Annotated in this window: 9 protein-coding genes and 1 tRNA gene; 3 read left to right on the top strand and 7 right to left on the bottom strand. The window is 60.1% G+C overall.

Annotated features, from left to right (window positions below):
* Positions 1–147: 147 nt before the first annotated feature.
* From ABWV42_RS12795 to katG, 4 genes are all read right to left on the bottom strand, one after another.
* Positions 148–951 carry an ABC transporter substrate-binding protein gene (locus ABWV42_RS12795; protein WP_353340483.1) on the bottom strand — a complete coding sequence of 268 codons (804 nt, stop codon included), beginning with the start codon at positions 949–951 and terminating at the stop codon, positions 148–150.
* Positions 948–1,661 carry an ATP-binding cassette domain-containing protein gene (locus ABWV42_RS12790; protein WP_353340482.1) on the bottom strand — a complete coding sequence of 238 codons (714 nt, stop codon included), beginning with the start codon at positions 1,659–1,661 and terminating at the stop codon, positions 948–950. Before ABWV42_RS12790 ends, ABWV42_RS12795 begins: the two co-directional genes overlap by 4 nt.
* On the bottom strand, positions 1,658–2,362 hold the full coding sequence (locus ABWV42_RS12785; RefSeq protein WP_353340480.1) for an ABC transporter permease: 705 nt from the start codon (positions 2,360–2,362) through the stop codon (positions 1,658–1,660). Before ABWV42_RS12785 ends, ABWV42_RS12790 begins: the two co-directional genes overlap by 4 nt.
* 368 nt (positions 2,363–2,730) lie before the next feature.
* A complete protein-coding gene (katG, locus tag ABWV42_RS12780; protein WP_353340479.1) occupies positions 2,731–4,896 on the bottom strand; it encodes a catalase/peroxidase HPI in 2,166 nt (721 codons plus the stop codon).
* Between the two features lie 193 nt (positions 4,897–5,089).
* Between katG and ABWV42_RS12775 the strand changes: the two genes are divergently transcribed.
* A complete protein-coding gene (locus ABWV42_RS12775) occupies positions 5,090–5,995 on the top strand; it encodes a LysR substrate-binding domain-containing protein (RefSeq protein ID WP_353340478.1) in 906 nt (301 codons plus the stop codon).
* 112 nt (positions 5,996–6,107) lie between these two features.
* Positions 6,108–7,781, top strand: a complete 1,674-nt coding sequence (locus ABWV42_RS12770; protein ID WP_353340477.1) for an FAD-binding dehydrogenase — start codon at positions 6,108–6,110, stop codon at positions 7,779–7,781.
* A 75-nt stretch (positions 7,782–7,856) separates the two neighbouring features.
* Here the strand turns inward: ABWV42_RS12770 and ABWV42_RS12765 are convergent.
* Positions 7,857–7,930, bottom strand: a tRNA-Gly gene (locus ABWV42_RS12765).
* A 167-nt stretch (positions 7,931–8,097) separates the two neighbouring features.
* A complete protein-coding gene (locus ABWV42_RS12760; RefSeq protein ID WP_353340475.1) occupies positions 8,098–9,099 on the bottom strand; it encodes a DUF2927 domain-containing protein in 1,002 nt (333 codons plus the stop codon).
* Between the two features lie 213 nt (positions 9,100–9,312).
* Here ABWV42_RS12760 and ABWV42_RS12755 point away from each other — a divergent pair, with 213 nt between their 5' ends.
* Positions 9,313–10,146, top strand: coding sequence for an HTD2 family dehydratase (locus ABWV42_RS12755; protein WP_353340473.1), 834 nt, complete (start codon positions 9,313–9,315; stop codon positions 10,144–10,146).
* A 9-nt stretch (positions 10,147–10,155) separates the two neighbouring features.
* On the opposite strand, the gene ABWV42_RS12750 is transcribed toward ABWV42_RS12755, so the two are convergent.
* On the bottom strand, positions 10,156–19,602 hold the full coding sequence (locus ABWV42_RS12750) for an SPM autocatalytic domain-containing protein (protein WP_353340471.1): 9,447 nt from the start codon (positions 19,600–19,602) through the stop codon (positions 10,156–10,158).
* Positions 19,603–19,607: the final 5 nt, after the last annotated feature.

Genomic DNA, 19,607 nt, shown 5'->3' with positions numbered 1-19,607 from the left:
CTTGCCTCCCATCCACGCGCCGGACGTTCAGGGAAGTCTATCCGAAACGAGGTGAATCAAAAGGGGGTTGGTGCGGGGCTGGTTCTGGCCCACGAAAAAGGCCCGGAGGGGAAGCTCCGGGCCTTTTGGGGAATTTTTAAAATGCGCTCAGGGCTTGGCGTTGAAGACAAAGAGTGTCTCGCCGTTGATGGTATAGGCGTTGATCAGCGCCTTGGCCTTGTCCGAGACCAGCCAGCCTTCGAGTTTTGCCGCCAGTTCGGTTTTCACATGCGGGTGTTTCGCGGGATTGACCGGCAGGTAGGCGTATTGGTTGAACAGCACCGGATCGCCGGAATAGAGCAGCGCCAGATCGCCCTTGTTGCCGAAGTTGAGCCAGCTTGCACGGTCGGACATGATATAGGCGTTCATCCCCGACGCGGTGTTGAGGGCGGCGCCCATGCCTGCGCCGACGGCGTTGTACCAGCCATCAAAGGCAGCGGCATCAAGACCGGCGGTCGACCAGAGGCTCAGTTCCTTCTTGTGGGTGCCACTGTCGTCGCCGCGGCTGACGAAGGGGGCCTTGGCGCCTGCGATCTTTTGCAAGGCGTCGGTGGCGGCGGTGGCTGTCGCGATGGCGGCTTCGTCCGACTTGGGACCGATAAAGACGAAATCGTTGTACATGATCTCGCGACGGTGCGTGCCATAGCCGCCGGCGAGGAACTTGTCCTCGGCCTTGCGGGAGTGGACGAGGATGGCGTCCACGTCGCCCGCCTCACCCAGACGGATGGCCTGACCGGTGCCGACGACAAGCAGCTGCACCTCGAGACCAAGGTCTTGCTTGATCGCGGGCAGCAGGATGTCGGACAGGCCTGAGTTGTGGAACGAGGTGGTGACGGCCATCTTAATGTCCTCTGCCAGGGCAGCCGTCGACAGGGCAAGTGCAGCGACTGCCCCCAGGATCGCTCGTTTCATTCGACAATATCTCCTCTTAGGAATGCGCGGGCCTGTGCGGTTTGCGGCCCTTCGAAAAATGGTGTTGCAGGTCCGAATTCGTGGACCTTGCCGCCGAGGATGAACAGCACCTCGGAGGCGAGCCTGCGGGCCTGTCCCATGTCGTGGGTCGACATGATGAGGCGGGTGCCGGATGCGGCGGCCTTTTGCAGGATGTCTTCGATTTCGCGGGTGGCGCGGCCGTCGAGCGAGGAACAGGGTTCATCAAGGAACAGAACGTCCGGGCTTCGGATCAGGGCGCGGCCGATGGCAAGTTTCTGGCGTTCGCCGCCGGAGAGAACCGTGGCCGGGCGATTGACGGCATAGCCAAGGCCCACGCGTTCGGCCCAGTCGTCGGCCTGTTGCAAGGCATCCGCGCGGGGTGTGCCAAGGACGCGCAGGGGATAGGCGAGGTTGTCGCGCACCGAGCGGCGCAGCATGACCGGGGTCTGGAACACAAAGGACTGTCGGCGCTGTGCTTCGTCCTGGGGGCAGTTCCAGGTGATCTTGCCTGCATTCAGGCGGGCGATGCCGTGCAGCATACGCAGAAGCGATGTCTTGCCCGCGCCATTGGGGCCGATCACGACGGTGGTGCCTCGGGTGTCGAGGGTCAGGTCCACCGGACCAACCAGCACCTTGCCGCGCCTGCGCGAGACGGCCTGTTCGACCTTGAGAGGGAAGAGATCGCTCACCAGCGGCCCTCCCGTTCGGTCTGGGTCAGCCAGTGGATGGCGATGTTCACGAGGATGGCGAGTCCGATCAGGATAAAGCCAAGCGCCAGCGCCATGGCGAATTCACCCTTGCCGGTTTCCAGCGCGATGGCGGTTGTCAGCACGCGGGTGTGGTGGTCGATATTGCCGCCCACCACCATGATCGCGCCGACTTCGCCAATGGCGCGGCCGAAACCGGCCAGCGCGGCGGTCAGGAGGGCGCGGCGGCCATCCCACAGCAGCGTCTGGATGCGCTGGATGTGGGTGGTGTTCATCGAGATCAGGAGATCGTGGTAATCGGACCAGAGTTCGCGCAGGGCCTGATGCGCGATCGAGGCGATCAGCGGCACGATGATGATGATCTGAGCGATGATCATCGCCGTGGGCGTGAACAGCAGTCCGAAGACACCAAAGGGGCCAGAGCGGCTTAGGAAGACATAGACGATCAGGCCAACCACCACCGGCGGCAGCCCCATCAGCGCGTTCAGGACGGCAATCGTGGTGCGACGGAAGCGAAAGCGGCGCACGGCCAGAAGCGCCCCGAAGGGCAAGGCGATCAGGGAGGCGATCAGCAATGCGGTCAGCGTCACCCTGAGCGAACGCAGGGTGATCTCGACGAGATCGGCGTCGAAGGACACGAGCAGGAAGAAGGCACGGGACAGTCCGTCCCACAAATCCGTCATGTCTTTTTCTGGCCTCCCTCGCCCATGCTGCGCCGCCGTTTTGCCGCACAAAATCACGAAGACTCGGGCGGAAAAACGACAAAAATCATACTGGTATCCACTTTGGACAAAATGACCATGCCTGAAAGAAGGTCCGAAGGTCAAAAAGTCAGCCTGTCCGAAACCGCCGTCGGTGGCGGGGCGGGCCATGTCGGAAATGGGGGGCGCAACAGGCGGGGGACGCAGTGGAAAGGTCTTGGTTGGGCTCTTCGAGTGGGGGGGGCGGGTGCTGGATCGGGTGGAGAGATTCGCGGCGCGTGCAGTTGACCGCGAAAAAGGCGCGAGGGGTGCCTCGCGCCTTTCGGGATCAGGGACTGGACCTGAGCGGATTACGACAGGTCGTAGCGGTCGGCGTCCATGACCTTGGTCCAGGCGGCGACGAAGTCCTTGACGAAATCGCCTGCGGAGTCGTCTTGCGCATAGACCTCGGCGATGGCGCGCAGTTGCGAGTTGGAGCCGAACACGAGGTCAACGCGTGTGGCGGTCCATTTCGCATCGCCGCTGGCGCTGTCGCGGCCTTCGTAGATGCCCTCTTCCGACGAGGGCGTCCAGGTGGTGCCCATGTCGAGGAGGTTCACGAAGTAGTCGGTCGACAGAACGCCCGGACGATCGGTGAAGACGCCATGGGCGCTGTTACCGTGGTTGGCACCAAGGGCACGCATACCACCGATCAGGACGGTCATCTCAGGCGCGGTCAGCGTCATCAATTGGGCGCGGTCCACCAGCAGTTCCTCGGGCGATACCGAATACTGGGCCTTCTGGTAGTTGCGGAACCCGTCGGCCACCGGTTCGAGGTAGGCAATGCCAGCCTCGTCGGTCTGATCCGCCGTGGCATCGCCGCGTCCGGTGCTGACCGGAACGGTGACATCATGGCCTGCGTCCTTGGCGGCCTTCTCGATTGCGGCGGCACCGCCAAGCACGATCAGGTCTGCCATCGACACCGACCCGCCGACATCGTTCTGAACGCCTTCCAGCGCGGCCAGAACCTTGGACAGGGCTTCTGGCTCGTTCGAGGCCCAGCCGTTTTGCGGTGCAAGGCGGATGCGGCCACCGTTCGCGCCGCCGCGGTGATCCGAACCACGGTAGGTTGCAGCCGAGTTCCACGCGGTCGAGACCAGCTCCGAAATCGAGAGGCCGGTTGCCAGAATGCGCGCCTTGATGTCGGCCACCTGATCGTCGCCAAGAGCGGTGCCAGCCGGGATCGGATCCTGCCATGCGAGATCTTCGCTTGGCACTTCCTCGCCCAGGTAGCGGGATTTCGGGCCCATGTCGCGGTGGGTCAGCTTGTACCATGCGCGGGCAAAGGCCTCGGCGAACTCTTCGGGGTTTTCGTGGAACCGCTTGGAGATCGGGCCATAGATCGGGTCCATGCGCATCGCCATGTCGGCGGTGGTCATCATGGTCTTGACCTTCTTGCTCGGATCATGCGCGGCGGGGGCCATGTGCTCTTCGGGCACGCCGACCGGTTCCCAGATCCATGCGCCGGCGGGCGACTTGGTGAGGTTCCAGTCATAGCCGAACAGCAGGTCGAAATAGCCGTTGTCCCATTTGATCGGGTTGGCCGTCCACGCGCCCTCGATGCCGGAGGTGGTGGTGTCACCGCCCTTGCCCGAGCCATGCGCGTTGATCCAGCCAAGACCCATCGCCTCGATCGGGGCCGCTTCGGGTTCCGGCCCGACCAGTGCAGGATCCCCTGCCCCGTGCGCCTTGCCGAAGGTGTGACCGCCCGCGACCAATGCCACGGTTTCCTCGTCGTTCATGCCCATGCGGCCAAAGGTGTCGCGGATGTCTTCGCCCGAGGCGAGGATGTTCGGCTCACCATTGGGGCCTTCGGGGTTCACGTAGATCAGGCCCATCTGCACGGCGGCCAGCGGGTTATCCAGCTGACGTTCGCCGGTATAGCGGTTCTCGGCCAGCCATTCGGCTTCCGAGCCCCAGTTGACGTCTTCTTCCGGCTCCCAGACATCGGCACGACCGCCGCCAAAGCCGAAGGTGCGCCCGCCCATGGATTCAATGGCACAGTTGCCGGCAAGGATCATCAGGTCAGCCCAGGAAATCTTGTTGCCGTACTTTTTCTTGATCGGCCACAGAAGACGGCGTGCCTTGTCGAGGTTGCCGTTGTCCGGCCAGGAGTTGAGCGGCGCAAAGCGTTGCTGGCCGGTGCCGCCGCCACCACGACCGTCGCCCATACGGTAGGTGCCCGCGCTGTGCCACGCCATACGGATGAACAGGCCGCCATAGTGGCCATAGTCAGCCGGCCACCAATCCTGGCTGTCGGTCATCAGGGCATAGAGGTCTTGCTTGAGCGCCTTGAAATCCAGCGATTTGAACGCGGTGGCATAGTCGAAATCCGTGCCCATCGGATCGGACTTGGAGGAATTCTGATGCAGGATCGACAGGTTAAGCTGGTTCGGCCACCAATCGCTGTTGGTGCGCGTTGCGTGGGTGCTGTGCGAATGCATGACTGGGCATTTGCCGATGTTGTTTCCGTCCATGGGGCTCTCCGATCTGGCTATGGATGTGACGCGTGGGTCTCGGGAAATGTAGGTCTTGCGGAGGAAAAAACAGGCCGTCGGCATCTGCCGGGGCCTGAGGCTGACCTCCCTTTCAACCTCGATGATTTGAGGCTAGCAAAGGGTTTTGATTTGAAGAAGTTGCATTTTCTGATCGGAACGATAGGTATTTCTTATGATGAATCTCACCCTCCGCCAGCTGCGCTATTTCAAGGCGCTTGCCGAACACGGGCATTTTGGCCGCGCCGCCGATGCCTGCGCCATTTCCCAGCCCGCATTATCCCTTCAAATCAAGGAGTTGGAGGAAACCCTTGGGCTCCCCTTGTTTGAACGCAGCGCCCGCAAGGTGCGGCTGACAACCTTTGGGGAAGACCTTCAGGAGCGTATCCGCGATATCCTGCGGGCGGTGGATGAAGTCGGCGAAATGGCGCGCGCAGCCCGTACGGGGCTTGCCGGGCGGCTGAGAATCGGGGTCATTCCGACCATCGCGCCCTATATCCTCCCGGCGGTGATCCGCGAGTTGACCAAGCGCCACGAGGGGTTGGATATCCACGTGCGCGAAACGCTGACCTCAAAGCTTCTGGCGGATCTTTCGGAGGGGCGGATTGACACCGCCATCGTCGCGCTTCCGGTTTCGGAGCCGCATCTGACCGAAGTGGCCCTGTTCGAGGAAGAGTTCGTTCTGGTGCGGCCCGACGGGGATGCGGACAAGCCGATCCCGGATGCCGCAAAGCTCAAGGAAATGAAGCTCTTGCTGCTTGAGGAAGGGCATTGTTTCCGCGATCAGGCGCTGTCGTTCTGTAGCGTGCAAAGCGCGGTGCCCCGCGACGGGCTGGACGGCAGTTCGCTATCGACGCTGGTGCAGATGGTCGGATCGGGGATCGGTGTCACGCTGATCCCGGAAATGGCGGTGCCGATCGAAACGCGTTCGGCCGATGTCAGCATTGATTACTTCCCTGCCCCGCGCCCGTCGCGCATCGTGGGCATGATCTGGCGCAAGACCAGCCCCCTTGCCCCGCAGCTTGCCGAGATCGCGGAAGTCGTTCGCGACGCGGCACAACAGATGCGCGAGTTGGGCTAGCCGGGCGCGCGCAAGGCGGTTGGTTGACGTGGCGTTTCCTGCGCGCTTGCGTTGTCAGGCCGCAAAAAGGCGACAATACTTCCCCAAAGCACATGTTTTCGGGGAGGGACACATGGCGCAGCAGGCAGATGTGATTGTCGTTGGCGGGGGATTGGCCGGTCTCGTGGCCGCAACGGAGGCGGCAGATGCAGGGCGGCGTGTTATCGTACTTGAACAGGAAAGCGAGGCCAATTTGGGCGGCCAGGCCTTCTGGTCGCTGGGTGGCCTTTTTATGGTGGATACCCCCGAACAGCGCCGCCTTGGCGTGAAGGACAGCTTTGATCTTGCCTGGCAGGATTGGCAGGGCACGGCCGGTTTCGACCGCGACGAAGACCACTGGCCGCAGAAATGGGCCCGCGCCTATGTCGAGTTTGCCGCCGGGGAAAAGCGCGATTGGCTGCGGGGCATGGGGCACCGGATCTTTCCGGTGGTCGGCTGGGCGGAACGGGGCGGCATTGATGCCTCCAAGAACGGCAACTCCGTGCCGCGGTTCCATATCACTTGGGGCACCGGACCGGGGATTGTCGAGGTGTTCGAAACCCGTGCGCGGGCGATGGCGGCCGAGGGAAAGATAGACTTCAGATTCCGCCATCAAGTGGATGATCTTATTGTCGAAAACGGATCATGTGTTGGCGTCTCAGGCTCGATCCTCGCGCCAGATACGCGGCCGCGCGGCGAAGAAAGCAACCGCGACGTGACCGGCAGTTTCGAGCTGCGGGCGCCTGCGGTGATCGTCTGTTCTGGCGGGATTGGCGGCAACCTTGATCTGGTGCGTCAAAGCTGGCCCAAGCGGCTTGGCCCACCGCCTGCGCATATGATCAAGGGGGTGCCCGCGCATGTCGATGGCCGGATGCTCGGGATTTCCGAAAACGCCGGCGCCAACATCATCAACCGCGACCGGATGTGGCACTATGTCGAGGGGGTGCGCAACTGGGATCCGATCTGGCCCGATCACGCCATCCGCATCCTGCCCGGCCCCTCTTCGATGTGGTTCGACGCCACGGGCCAGCGGATGCCCGCCCCGAATTACCCAGGCTACGACAGCCTTGGCGCGCTGGAACACATCATGCAGACCGGCCATGATTACACGTGGTTCATCCTCACGCAGGCGATCATCAAGAAGGAATTCGCGCTGTCGGGATCGGAACAGAACCCCGACCTGACGGGGCGTGACTGGAAACAGGTGCTGGGACGCGCCATTGGCCCCAAGGCGACGGGGCCGGTTGAGGCGTTCAAGGAACACGGGGCGGATTTCGCCGTGGCCGACACCCTGCCCGAGCTGATTGGCAAGATGAACCGCATCGCCGGCAATGAGTTGCTGGATGTTGACACCGTGCAGCGCCAGATCGAGGACCGGGACCGCCAGATTGACAACCCCTATACCAAGGATCAGCAGATCATGGGGCTGCGGACATTCCGGAACTATATCGGCGACAAGCTGATCCGCACGGCCAAACCGCACAAGATCCTTGACCCTTCCAAAGGGCCGCTGATTGGCGTGAAGCTGAACATCCTGACGCGCAAGACGCTTGGCGGTCTGGAAACCGATCTGGGAGGGCGGTGTTTCCGTATCGCCGAAGGGCGTGGCGCAGAGATCATGCAGGGGCTTTATGCGGCGGGTGAAGTCTCGGGCTTTGGCGGTGGCGGCTATCATGGCTACCGCAGCCTCGAAGGCACCTTCCTTGGCGGTTGCATTTTCTCGGGTCGCAACGCAGGCCGCGCGGCCGCGGCTGATGTTGGCGGATAAAAGCCCGGAGTTAAACGCGCAAAAACAGCGCCTTACGTGACGTCTCTAATTCAAGGAGAGCAAGCGGGGATTTCTTGGAGCGGGTAGCGGGAATCGAACCCGCACCTTAAGCTTGGAAGGCTCTTATGATACCATTTCACCATACCCGCTCGAAGTTCTGACTTCGTAGTTCAGGCTGAAAACAAGGTCAACACCATACCTCAAAAAAGGTGAAATGGGGGACGTTCTTCGAGTGGGATCAAAGATACTCGTTCAAGCTTAGTGACCCGCCCACCTAAAGCGCCCCCTCTAACAATACTCCTTTGAAGACACGCATTCACCTCCTGCATTCGAGATCGATTATTTCGTTTACTTCCGAAAGAGTTTCTTCGTAGCCCTGCCCAATCTCAAAATCCGGCCTATAAAGCAAACGCATCATCACATAATCGCGGTCCCCGTATACAAAAAAGCCTGGTGCTGGCCACTCAGGGCCTCTCCACCTAAGGTCCGTAAACAAGGATTGGTCTCCCTGTGGATCTCCCACAAGTCCCAAGCTATTGAACGCTTCTTCTCGCACACACGAAGCGATCTTTTCAGGAGTGCCATAATGCTCAGCATTTATGAAAGCTAAGGCAGGTTCAGACACATCATTCCATTTAGGAAAACTCGCAAAGCACGTTGTGTCAGGCAAAATCGCCGCTCGGATTAGCCTGTTGAGAGATGTATGCCCCGAGAACAACTCTAGAAAAACCTGCATATTGCTCTTGTCCACCGCAAAAAAGACAATTGTACCTCCCTTGCCCACATTTGGTTCTAACAGGGGGCGAATAGTCACTGAGAGTCCTGTTGTATCCTCAGCAAACAACTCGAAGTTAACTAGGGCCTGTAAAAAGGCTTCAATCTGCGCGTCTTCTGATGGAACAAACGAAACATCAATGTCGAGCGTCCGTTTGCGCAATGGAGCAGAGCAGCTTTCGCTACAATCATCGGCCGTTAAGTCCAATGTATGTGCCATATAGGCGAAGTCAGACGCGAAATTGTAAGAGTCGTTTTCTTGATCGTACGTTTCAATGAATTCGCACTCCGCCTTGGAAAGCACTTTTGCTTCAAATTGTGCCGAACCGGCATCTGGCGAAACAATGGCTGCAATTCCAAACGCAACAAATGCTAAACATGGAATTCTTCTATTAAACCTAAACAAAGAAAGGCGATTGGCTTCTTTCTCACACTTCATTGCTTTGTTCTGTGCCAAGCGTAGTGGTACCAAAGGATTTGCCCTGCGTCTTTTCCCGCCTTGTATCGTCGGGATGGTCCATGAATCTCTAGCAGCATAGCTCACGACAGTTCACGAGTGTCGCCAAAAACTTAAAAAAACACTCTGAGGACTCTCCGCGAGGTGTACAAAACTTGGAGCTCAGGTCACGGCTTACGAGACATCCTTGAGAAAACCACATTCTTGCGTTGCTTTCGCCTGTGATGAAAACCGCGATTGCCAAGACCGATCATTGAGGGTGTAAATGGCTGCGGTAAAGCTGGGATCTGGAGAGTGAGAATGACTGACGCCATCGAAAGCTGGATCGGGCGCAGCGAGGGATATACCGACATACTGCGCAGTGAACCGGCGCGGTTCATGCAGGCGACCCTGGGGCGTGAGGCGAGCCTGATGGATGGCGATGACCTGCCCCCGCTGTGGCACTGGCTGTATTTCCTCGAGGCCAAGCCGCTTGGGGAATTGGGGCGGGACGGACACCCGCAGAAAGGCGGTTTTCTTCCCCCCGTTGCCCTGCCCCGCCGCATGTGGGCCGGTGGTCGGTTCATTTTTCACAGGCCGCTCCGGATTGGCGGTACGACGTCGAAAACATCCACGATCAAGAATATCGTCGAAAAGTCAGGACGGACCGGAGACCTGTGTTTCGTGACGGTCCTGCACGAGCTGTTCCTTGAAGATGGCACGCTGGCGCTGAGCGAAGAACATGACATCGTCTACCGGGAAGACCCTGATCCGGATGCCCCGTCGCCGACACCGGCGATGGCCCCCGAGACGGCGGAAGTTTCAGAACAGATCACACCCTCTCAGGTGATGCTGTTCCGCTATTCCGCCCTGACTTTCAATGGCCACCGCATTCACTATGACGTGGATTATGCCCGGCAGGTGGAAGGCTATGACGGGCTGGTGTTCCACGGGCCACTGACCGCGACCCTCTTGGTGGATCTGGCGGCGCGAACGATGGGGCGCGCGCCGAAAACCTTTGAATTCCGCGGGCTTGCGCCTCTGGCCGGAATGCAGTCGTTCCACATCGAGGGCAACTCCTCGGGGGACGACATGACCCTTTGGGCCCGCCGTCACGACGGGGCACTGGCCATGAAGGCCAGCGCCACGTTCTAGGCTGCACTCTTACAGCAGATCGAAGCTGCTGCCGTCCGAGAGGGTCACCGTCTCGATGCGGTAGTCATCGCGGTAGAAGTGGTTGCGCACCAGGATGTCACCGCCCGACCAGGAGATGGCAAGGTCGTAGGTGCCCGACCGCTGGATCGTCAGATCGCTGGCCGAGGCGACATTGCGGAACAGGATGGTATCGTCGCCGCCATAGCCCTGCTCGTCAAAGACGTCACTGCCGCTGCCCGCGACATAGACATCGTTGTCTGCACCGCCATAGACAAAGTCATCCCCAAGGCCACCCAGCAGCGTATCGTTGCCGTCATAGCCATAAAGCGAGTCATTGCCGTCTTTCGCGACGAGGCTGTCATTGCGGCTGCCGTATAGTTCGCGATTGCCGTAGACACGTTCGCTGCCGCCCGTGCCCATGGTGGCGATTTCCAGCGTGCGCACATCGGTCGAAGCGCCATTGGCCCAGTCGATGCGGGCAATGTCATAGCGTTCGTCGAAGGCGTTGTTGACACGCACGGACCCGCCATTCCATTCCACCAGAAGATCACCATCCAGCATCCGCGACAGGGTGGCATCGGATTTATTGATGCCGTTCAGCAGCTTGATGACATCGTCGCTGGTCTCGCCCGAGGCCGAGTAGTCGGAGATATAGTCGTGCCCCTGCCCCACGCGGTAGGTGTCGGCATCCACGCCGCCGTACAGGCTGTCGTTTCCAAGCCCGCCAACAAGCGTGTCTGCACCGTCATGACCGTTCAGAACGTCATTTCCGGCAAAACCGAAGATGAAGTCATCGCGCGAGCCGAATTCCTGACGGTTGCCGTTCAGGGTTTCGTTGTTGCCTGACCCGTGGGTCTCCAGTTGCAGGCTGGTCAGGTCCCAGGTGGTGCCATTGCGGAACTGAAGCGTTTCGATGCCATAGCGTTCGTCGAACATGTAATCGACATAGACCGAGCCACCGTCCCACATGATTTCCACATCGTCATTGCTGCGGCGGATCAGGGTCACATCGCTGGGTTTGACGCCGAAGGGCAAAACGATCGTATCGTTCTCGCCAACAACACCGACATCGGAAATATAGTCGTCGCCCGGGCCGACATAGTAGGTGTCTTCGCCGTCCGCGCCATACATCGAGTCGTTGCCGTTGCCGCCAGCCAGGGAGTCATCGCCGTCATAGCCGTAGAGCGCATCGTTGCCATCGCGGCCCTTCATGCTGTCATCCCGGCTGCCAAAGGCTTCGCGGTTTCCATAGATGCTTTCGCCCGCGTGGGTGCCTTCGGTGACAAAGGTCAGATCAGCGATGTTCTGGGTCGTGCCGTTGGCAAAGGTGAGCTTTTCGACATGGTAACGCGAGTCGAAGGCTTCGTTGATCCGGACCGATCCGGTGCTCCACGCGATGACAAGATCACCGTCTTTCAGGCGGGTGAATGTCACATCTGACGGGGACACGCCAACCGGCAGGAAGATCGTGTCATCGCCGTCGCCATCAACGGTGGTGTAGTCCGAGATATAATCGTGGCCGTTGATATCAATGCGGTAGTTGTCACCCCCGCTTTCCCCGTAGAGCGTATCATTGCCCGGGCCGCCGATCAGATCGTCGTTGCCGTCATAGCCATAGAGGATGTCATTGCCTTCAAAGCCACGCAGCGTGTCGTTGCGGCTGCCGTTTTCCTCGCGGTTGCCGCGCAGGGTTTCATTGACAAGCGTGCCGTGGGTTTCCACCGCGAGGGTGGTCAGGTCGACCGTGGTGCCATTGGCATAGCGCAGGGTTTCGACCGCCGAATTGAGATCGAAGGCGTTGTCGATGCGCACCGATCCAAAGCCCCAGTCGATCAACAGGTCGCCATCGTTTAGGCGCGTGAAGGTCACGTCGCCCGGAACCACTCCGGCAGGCAGTTCGATGACATCGGCACCGTCCGTGGCCAAGCCGTTGTCGTCGATATAGTCGTGGCCTTCGCCCACGCGGTAGACATCGGCCCCGTCGTCGCCATAGAGCGAGTCATTACCTTCACCGCCAATCAGGGTATCGGCGCCCTCGTAGCCGTAAAGCGAGTCATTGCCTTCCTTGCCGACAAGGGTTTCGTCTGTCGCGCCGTGGGTTTCGCGGTTGCCGTAAACCCGGTCGTTGCCGCCTGTACCGCGTGTTTCCACGGCAAAGGTGCGCAGGTCGATGGTGCTGCCGTCGCTGAATTCCAGCGTCTCGACGGCGCGGATTTCGGTGTAGGCAAGGTTGATGACCAGCGAACCGCCAGCCCAGGTGATGATCAGATCGCCATCCGGGCGACGGTAGATGTCCACCTGGGCCTGTGTGACCGGCAGAACGGCAATATCCGCCGTATCGGTCGCAAGCCCTGAGTCATCGATGTAGTTGTGACCATTGCCAACGATCATGCGGTCATTGCCTGCGGCACCGTAGAAGGTATCGTTGCCCGCCGCACCATCAAGGGTGTCGTTGCCCTCGTAGCCATAGAAACGATCATTCCCGGCAGTGCCCGTGAGGGTGTTGTTGGTGGCATCCCCATAGAAGGTTTGCCCGCTTGTCGAGGTGATCGGCGTCGGGGTGATGGTCGACAGATCAAGCGTGCTGCCATCATGGAACCGCGCGGTCTCGATCTTGTAGCGGTCGGTGGTCCAGTAATCGACGGTGACGATGCCGCCGCCCCAATCGATCAGCAGATAGCGGTTGTCGAGCAGCGAGAAGCTGAGATCGGAGGCTGTCACACCGGGGCCGAACAACAGCGTATCGGCCGGATCACCGACGGTGCCATAGTCGCGGACAAAGTCATTACCAGCCGAGACCACATAGGTGTCGCCGCCTGCCTCGCCATAGAGCGTGTCGTTGCCGTCGCCGCCGTTAAGCGTGTCGTTGCCATCATAGCCATAAAGCGTGTCGTTGCCGCCCTCGCCCTGCAGCAGGTCGTCACGCGAGCCGCTGGGATCGGTGTTGCCATAGAGGCCTTCGCTCGCAGCGGTGCCAATAGTCGGGGCCGCCAGTGTGGTCAGGTCGACCTCGGTGCCGTCGTTGAACCGCAGGGTTTCCACGCGGTAATTGTCTTCGAAAGCGTTGGCAATCTGGACAGAGCCGTTGGGCCAGCTGATCAGCAGATCGTCGCCATTCACGCGGTTATAGCTGACATCGCCCGGGGCCACGCCCGCGGGCAGGACAATCACATCCACGCCCAGCTTGGAGGTGTCGTAGTCGCTGATGTAGTCATGACCTTCACCCACGATGTAGGTATCGTTGCCCTCTGCGCCGTAGAGGGTGTCATTGCCCAGACCGCCATCCAGCGTGTCATTGCCATCATAGCCGTACAGCGTGTCGTTACCGGCAAAGCCATAGAGGCTTTCGTTGCGGCCACCATAGGTTTCCTGCTGGCCATAAACGCGGTCGTCGCCCAGCGTGCCATGTACCGGCGGTGTGACCGTGGTGAGATCGAGCGTACCATCCGCCGCAACACCGTATTGCAGGGTTTCGATGGCGTAGCGCGGGTCAAAGGCGTTGTCGATCAGCACCGATCCGGTGGACCAGGTGATCAGAAGATCCCCACCGGTGACACGGGTCAGGGTGATGTCGTCCTTGCCAACGCCATTGGGCAGGATCAGGGTGTCAATCTCGGTGCCCGAGGCCTCGTAGTCATAAATGTAGTTGTGACCATTGCCGACGATGTAGGTGTCGCTGCCTTCGGCGCCATAGAGGCTGTCGTTGCCCGGGCCGCCGTTCAGCGTGTCGTTGCCATCATAGCCATAGAGCGTGTCATCGCCGTCATAGCCGATGATGTGGTCGTTGCGGCTGCCGAATTCCTCGCGGTTGCCGTTGAGCCGCTCGCTGGCCGTGGTGCCCAGCGTACGCAGCGCAAGCGTGGTCATGTCGAGGGTGGAACCGTCGGTGAACTGCACCGTTTCGACGATATAGTCCTTGTCGAAACCATAGTTGATTTTCACCGAATGGCTGCCCCAGGTCATGTAGATATGCCCAGCGCTGTCGCGCCACATGGTCATATCCGATGCCAGCACGTTGCCGACGAATTCAAGGCGGTCGGCGGTGTCGGTCTCGTCGCCCTGATCGCTGATATAGTTGTGGCCGCTGCTGATCTTGTAGGTGTCGTTGCCATCGGCCCCGTAGTGGGTATCGTTGCCAGTGCCGCCAACCAGCGTGTCGTTGCCGTCGTAGCCATAGAGCGTGTCATTTCCGGCAAAGCCGAAGATGTGGTCGTTGCGGCTGCCGTGTTCCTCGCGGTTGCCGTAAATGGCTTCCGAAGCGGCTGTTCCAAGCGTGTCGACTTCGAGCTGGGTCAGGTCCACCGTCGCGCCGGATGCCAGGCGCAGGGTTTCAATCGCGTAACGCTCGTCGAAGGCGCGTTCGATCAGCACACTTGCCGTGGCCCATGAGATCAGAAGGTGACCATCGGGTGTGCGGGTATAGGTGAGGTCGGCCTTTTTCACGCCCGCCGGAAGCACGACAACGTCGGGATCGTCACCCACGTTGCCATAGTCTTCGATGGTGTCGTTGCCCTTGCCGACGATGTAGGTATCCGCCCCGTCGCGCCCAAGGAGCGAGTCATCCCCCTTGCCGCCGTCCAGCGTGTCCTCGCCGTCGTAGCCGTTCAGGGTATCGTTGCCGTCGCGTCCCAGAAGGTGATCGTCGCGGGTGCCGAATTCCTCGGTGTTGCCGTAGATGTTCTCAGAGCCGTTGGTGCCCGCCGTCTTGGCGATCAGGTCCGGCAGATCAACCGTGGTTCCATCGCCGTAGACCAGCTTTTCAATCAGGTAACGTGCATCATAGGCGCGGTCGATACGGATCGACCCGCCTTCCCAGGTCAGCAGCAGGTCGCCATCCAGAAGGCGCGCCACCGAAAGATCGGCCGCCTTGACCTTTTTCGGCAGGATGATGGTGTCATCGGGATCACCGACATCGCCGTAGTCGCGGATATAGTCGTCGCCTTTGCCCGCGATATAGGTGTCACCGCCTTCGGCACCATAGAGATTGTCGTTTCCGGCGCCGCCTTCCAGCGTGTCATTGCCGTCATAGCCGTAGAGGTTGTCATCTCCGGCAAAGCCCTTGAGGTGATCGTCGCGCCCGCCAAGGGGCGACCGGTTTCCGTAAATCGACTCGCCGTTCTCGGTGCCGCGTGTTTGCAGGGCAAGGTCGAGCAGGTTCACCGTCTTACCGCCGCCGTAGATCAGCTTTTCGATGGCATAGCGCGACTCGTAGGCACGGTCGATGCGCACGCTGCCGCCATTCCACGAAATCATGATGTCGCCATCGACCATGCGGTACATGGTGATGTTGCCCTCATGCAGGCCTTGCGCCAGCTTGAGCTTGTCATTCACATCGGTGTCGGCACCATAATCCTGAATGAAATCATTACCTTCGCCAACTTCGTAACGATCATTTCCATTGCCGCCGTAAAGGCTGTCGTCGCCGGCTTCGCCTTTCAGCGTGTCATTCCCGTCAGCGCCATAGAGATAGTCGGTATCATCGCCGCCACGCAGTTCATCGTTGCCGCCATAGCCATAGAGGCGGTCGATGCCTTCAAGACCAACAAGAACGTCGGGGCGTTCGATGCCGTCCTCGTCACCGCGTAGATAGTCATAGTTGGCCGTGCCGCGGGTTTCGATGGGCAGGTCAACGATCTTGCGGTGATAGGTGTTGCCATTGATGGTAAAGCGCAGACGTTCCACCGCGCTGTCGGCATCTTTGAAGTGATTGAGGATCGTCACACTGTGCGATCCGGCCAGGATGGTCAGGTCGTCCGAGTTCACGGTGCGGAACAGGGTGATATGCTTGACGCCGATACCCGTCGGGAAGGCAATGGTGTCAAAGCCGCCGGTTTCCTCGATCGTGTCGTGTCCAAACACCTTGTAGAGGTCATTACCGCGACCGCCATGGTTCACGTCGTTGCCCGCGCCACCGACCAGCGTGTCATAGCCTTCGCCACCAATCAGGATGTCGCCTTCTGCGCCGCCGAACAGTTGGTCCTTGCCCTTGCCGCCTTCAAGCACGTCCGAGCCCAGCTTGCCGAACAGCTTGTCGTTACCCTTGAGGCCGATCATGCGGTCGGACAGGACGCCCGAGTTCTGGTCCCCGTTCAACTTGTCGTTCTGGGCCGTGCCCACGATGCCGCGCGCCATGCGCTTGAGATCAAACAGGGTGCCGTCATCAAGACGCAGGCTCTCGATCGCGCCGGCATCGGTATAGAAGCCCTCAACCCGGATAATCAGCGCACCATCGAGGTAGATTTCAAGATCGTCCTCGTTGCTGAGCGAGCGGTGGAAGGCAAGATTGGCAAGGGTCACGTTGCCCTTAATCAGGATGGTATCTTCACCGCCGCGTTCGACAAAGGTGTCAAAGCCGCTGCGATAGATATAGGTGTCGTTGCCAAGATCGCCCTGCACAAGGTCGTTGCCGCTGCCGCCGTCCATCGTGTCGTTGTCGGCGCCGCCGTTCAGGACGTCATCGCCGCGGAAGCCCTTGAGGTAGTCATTACCCGCACCGGTCGAAAGGTTGTCACGACCGCCGCCGCCATTCAGGTTGTCATCGCCGCTGGTACCGTTGAGGCCAAGGCTCTGGGCCGGATAGATGGTGAGCAAGGCGTTTTCGACGGTGATGCCCGTGCCGTTCGACGTGGCCTGCACGAGGTTATCAAGGCGCGTGCGCTGTTGCGCCGTGAGATTGTCGATACCGACACCGGTGTCATAGATGCGGATCAGGTTGGTCCAGACATCCTCCATGTCGGCGCCCGCCGCCAGATAGCCGTTCACGAGATTCTCGAGGCCCGTGAACTTGATTTCCAGCGGCCTGCTGAACGTGTCAGTGGCCCAGTCATACTGCGGGTTCTGTTTGAAGATTTCGCTGCCGATGGTCTGAACCGCGATGCGCAGGAGCGCGTTGTTCATCGCCGTTTCAAAGGCGCTTGTCAGGGTGCGGCTGGCTTCCGGGGCCGGATTGGGGCGGCCGCTTTGCAGGAAGTCGCGGTCGGTAAAGGCTTCGACGAACCCAAGCTGGCGTGCATCCACATAAGAGCCACGGCTGGTGGGGTCGATGTTCTCGGTTCCGGCCCAGCGATAAAGCAGCGCCTCCATCTTGCCGACAAGATCAAACGTCGGATCGAACATGCCCGCGGCACCGGCCTGCTCAATGGCCTGCATCATGTCGCGCAGGGTGTCATCCTTGGACATCGCGGTGCGCATGTCTTCAAGACGCCCATAGCCACGGATCTGCGGCAGGGCCGCCGCGATCAGATCAAAGGTCGGCAGGTCGCTGCTACGGCTGTTGAGGTTGCTGTAAGTGAACCAGGCATCGACAATGTCGCGGGTCTGGCCCGAGGTGGTGACATAGGTCGACTCGTGGCTGATGCGGTTGCCCGCGATCACATCGGTCGAGGTGGTGGCGTTGACATTGATCGAGCGCACGCCGGCCTCATCCAGTGTCTGGATTTCACCAACATCCGAGCGCCCGTTCTGGTTCAGGTCGCGCCACACGACGAGATCGCCAAAGGCATCGTCGGTATTGTCGATCACGCCATCGAGGTTGGAGTCAAAGACCTGAAGAACCGAGAAACCATCGGTGGTTTCGGTGCCGAACAGTTCCGAGTGGTCGTCAATCTCGCCGTTTTCGTTGGTATCAATGGCAAGAAGCCCGTCATCGGGTTTGACCCAGCCAGTGCGTTCCAGCATCCCGTCTAGATCAATATCCCAATAGACCGCGCCGCGACTAGTCGGGCCGGCCAGTTCGATGCCGTCGCCATCCAGGTCAAGCACCAGCGGCGAGGCTTCGGTGCGGGCGGTGGTCGAACGGTCATCAACGTCGTCGGAATAGTCGGCCGTGTCATCGTCATCGCCGTTCCACCACTCGCTGAGGTCGTCCCAGAGATCATTGGCGGCACTGGTCAGGCTGTCCTTGGCGTCCCCAAGGGCATCCAGACCTTCGTTGAGCTTGTCGCCAACCGCATCCTTGAATTCATCGACGCCGTCACCGATGCTATCAAGAAAATCATCCGCCCGATCAAGCAGGGTATCGACCCGGTTTTCGAGCCAGTCCCGCGCGCTATCGAGCGTGTTGTTGGCCGTTTCAAGCAGGTCGTCTTTCTGTTCGCCCAGCCAGTCAAGCGCATCATCCTTGGCATTGTCAAAGGCATCGCTGGCGTCATCCCAGAGATCCGACAGATCGTTGCCGAGTTCGGTCGCGTTATCGCTGAGCCAGTCCGCGAAATCGTCGATCGCCTCGCCTGTATCGTTGACGAAGTCATAGGCGGACTCGATGCCATCATCGACCCAGGCCTCGATGTTGTCGGCCTGCACGTCGAACCAGTCGAGCGCGTCATCCTTGAGATCGCCGAGATAGTCATAGGCGTCCTGAACCGTCTGCGTCGTCCAGTCCGTGGTGTTGTCGAGGAATGTGGAAAACTTGTCCCACAGATCGCCCGCGGCCTCACCCGCCCAGTTGTACCCTTCCACAACGACTTCGCCGAGGTCTTCACCCAGGTCGATCAGGCCGTTCCATGCGGCTTCGGCGGTTTGCAGGGCTGGGTCAACGATATAGTCGTTCACGCCGTCCTTGATCTCGATCCCGATGCCCTCGAGTATGTCCTGCACAAAATCCAGCGCCGCAGGGGTCTGGGTGACAAAATCAAGGTTGTCGAGCACCACCTGCATCGTGTTGTCAAAATCGTTCGAGAACGGATTGACGCTGTCGACACCCATGGCCCAGGCGAGCTGACCGAGGAAGGCGGCATAGGCCCCGGGATCGGACTGAATCGCCGACATCTGGTAATAGTCCGGATTGCCGGCAACCGCGCGATCAAGCACGGCATCGGTAAAGCCGTCCCCGGCGTGTGCCGTATAGACACCGTCAACGCCATCGCGGAACGAGCCCACGTTGTAGGTATCGCCGACGTGACCATCGCCAAGGCGCGGCACGCGGTCGTCTTCGTTATAAAGGTTGGCCGTGTCCGCATCGCCGATCCGCGAGGAATCATAGGGGCCTTCGTTTTCCTCGATCCCGTTCTGCGCCCCCAGACCATTCAGGGTGACCATGTTCATGTCGCCGGTCCGGTCCGGGTGCTGGCCCGCGATGTCGTAAAGGGCGTATTGCGAAAGCGCGCCACCAAGGCTGTGGCCGGCAAAGGTGACGTCGGCGCCCGCATCCCAGTTGTTGGCAAGATAGTTGCGAACTTCGCTGCGGGCCTCTTCCCACTGGCGATAGCCAAGGTTCGTGGCATCATCGATCCAGTCGCGCCCTTCGTAGGACCCTCGGAAGGCAATCACCACCTCGCCCGTGTTCGGGTTGCGCAGCGCATAGGCATTCAGACCATCCGGATCGGCCTTGTCGCCGAAATAGCGTTCGACCTTGAAGCCATTCAGGCTGGCATAGTTCGGATCGTTGATCGTGCTTCCGACCTTGAGGTCCTTGTAAGCAATATTCGCGGCATCACGGCCAAGTCTGTTATTCGGCATGGGTC

Source organism: Pelagimonas sp. KU-00592-HH (genome assembly GCF_040369695.1).
In the GTDB taxonomy this organism is placed as follows: Bacteria; Pseudomonadota; Alphaproteobacteria; order Rhodobacterales; family Rhodobacteraceae; genus Shimia.
Note: the sequence above shows the minus strand (reverse complement) of the source record. Positions and strands in the feature narration are given on the sequence as shown.

Excerpts from the sequence above, each read along its gene's own strand:
- ABWV42_RS12795 (WP_353340483.1), bottom strand. The coding sequence starts at position 951 with ATGAAACGAGCGATCCTGGGGGCAGTCGCTGCACTTGCCCTGTCGACG.
- ABWV42_RS12755 (WP_353340473.1), top strand. The coding sequence starts at position 9,313 with ATGACTGACGCCATCGAAAGCTGGATCGGGCGCAGCGAGGGATATACC.
- ABWV42_RS12785 (WP_353340480.1), bottom strand. The coding sequence starts at position 2,362 with ATGACGGATTTGTGGGACGGACTGTCCCGTGCCTTCTTCCTGCTCGTG.
- ABWV42_RS12775 (WP_353340478.1), top strand. The coding sequence starts at position 5,090 with ATGATGAATCTCACCCTCCGCCAGCTGCGCTATTTCAAGGCGCTTGCC.
- ABWV42_RS12750 (WP_353340471.1), bottom strand. The coding sequence starts at position 19,602 with ATGCCGAATAACAGACTTGGCCGTGATGCCGCGAATATTGCTTACAAG.
- ABWV42_RS12770 (WP_353340477.1), top strand. The coding sequence starts at position 6,108 with ATGGCGCAGCAGGCAGATGTGATTGTCGTTGGCGGGGGATTGGCCGGT.
- katG (WP_353340479.1), bottom strand. The coding sequence starts at position 4,896 with ATGGACGGAAACAACATCGGCAAATGCCCAGTCATGCATTCGCACAGC.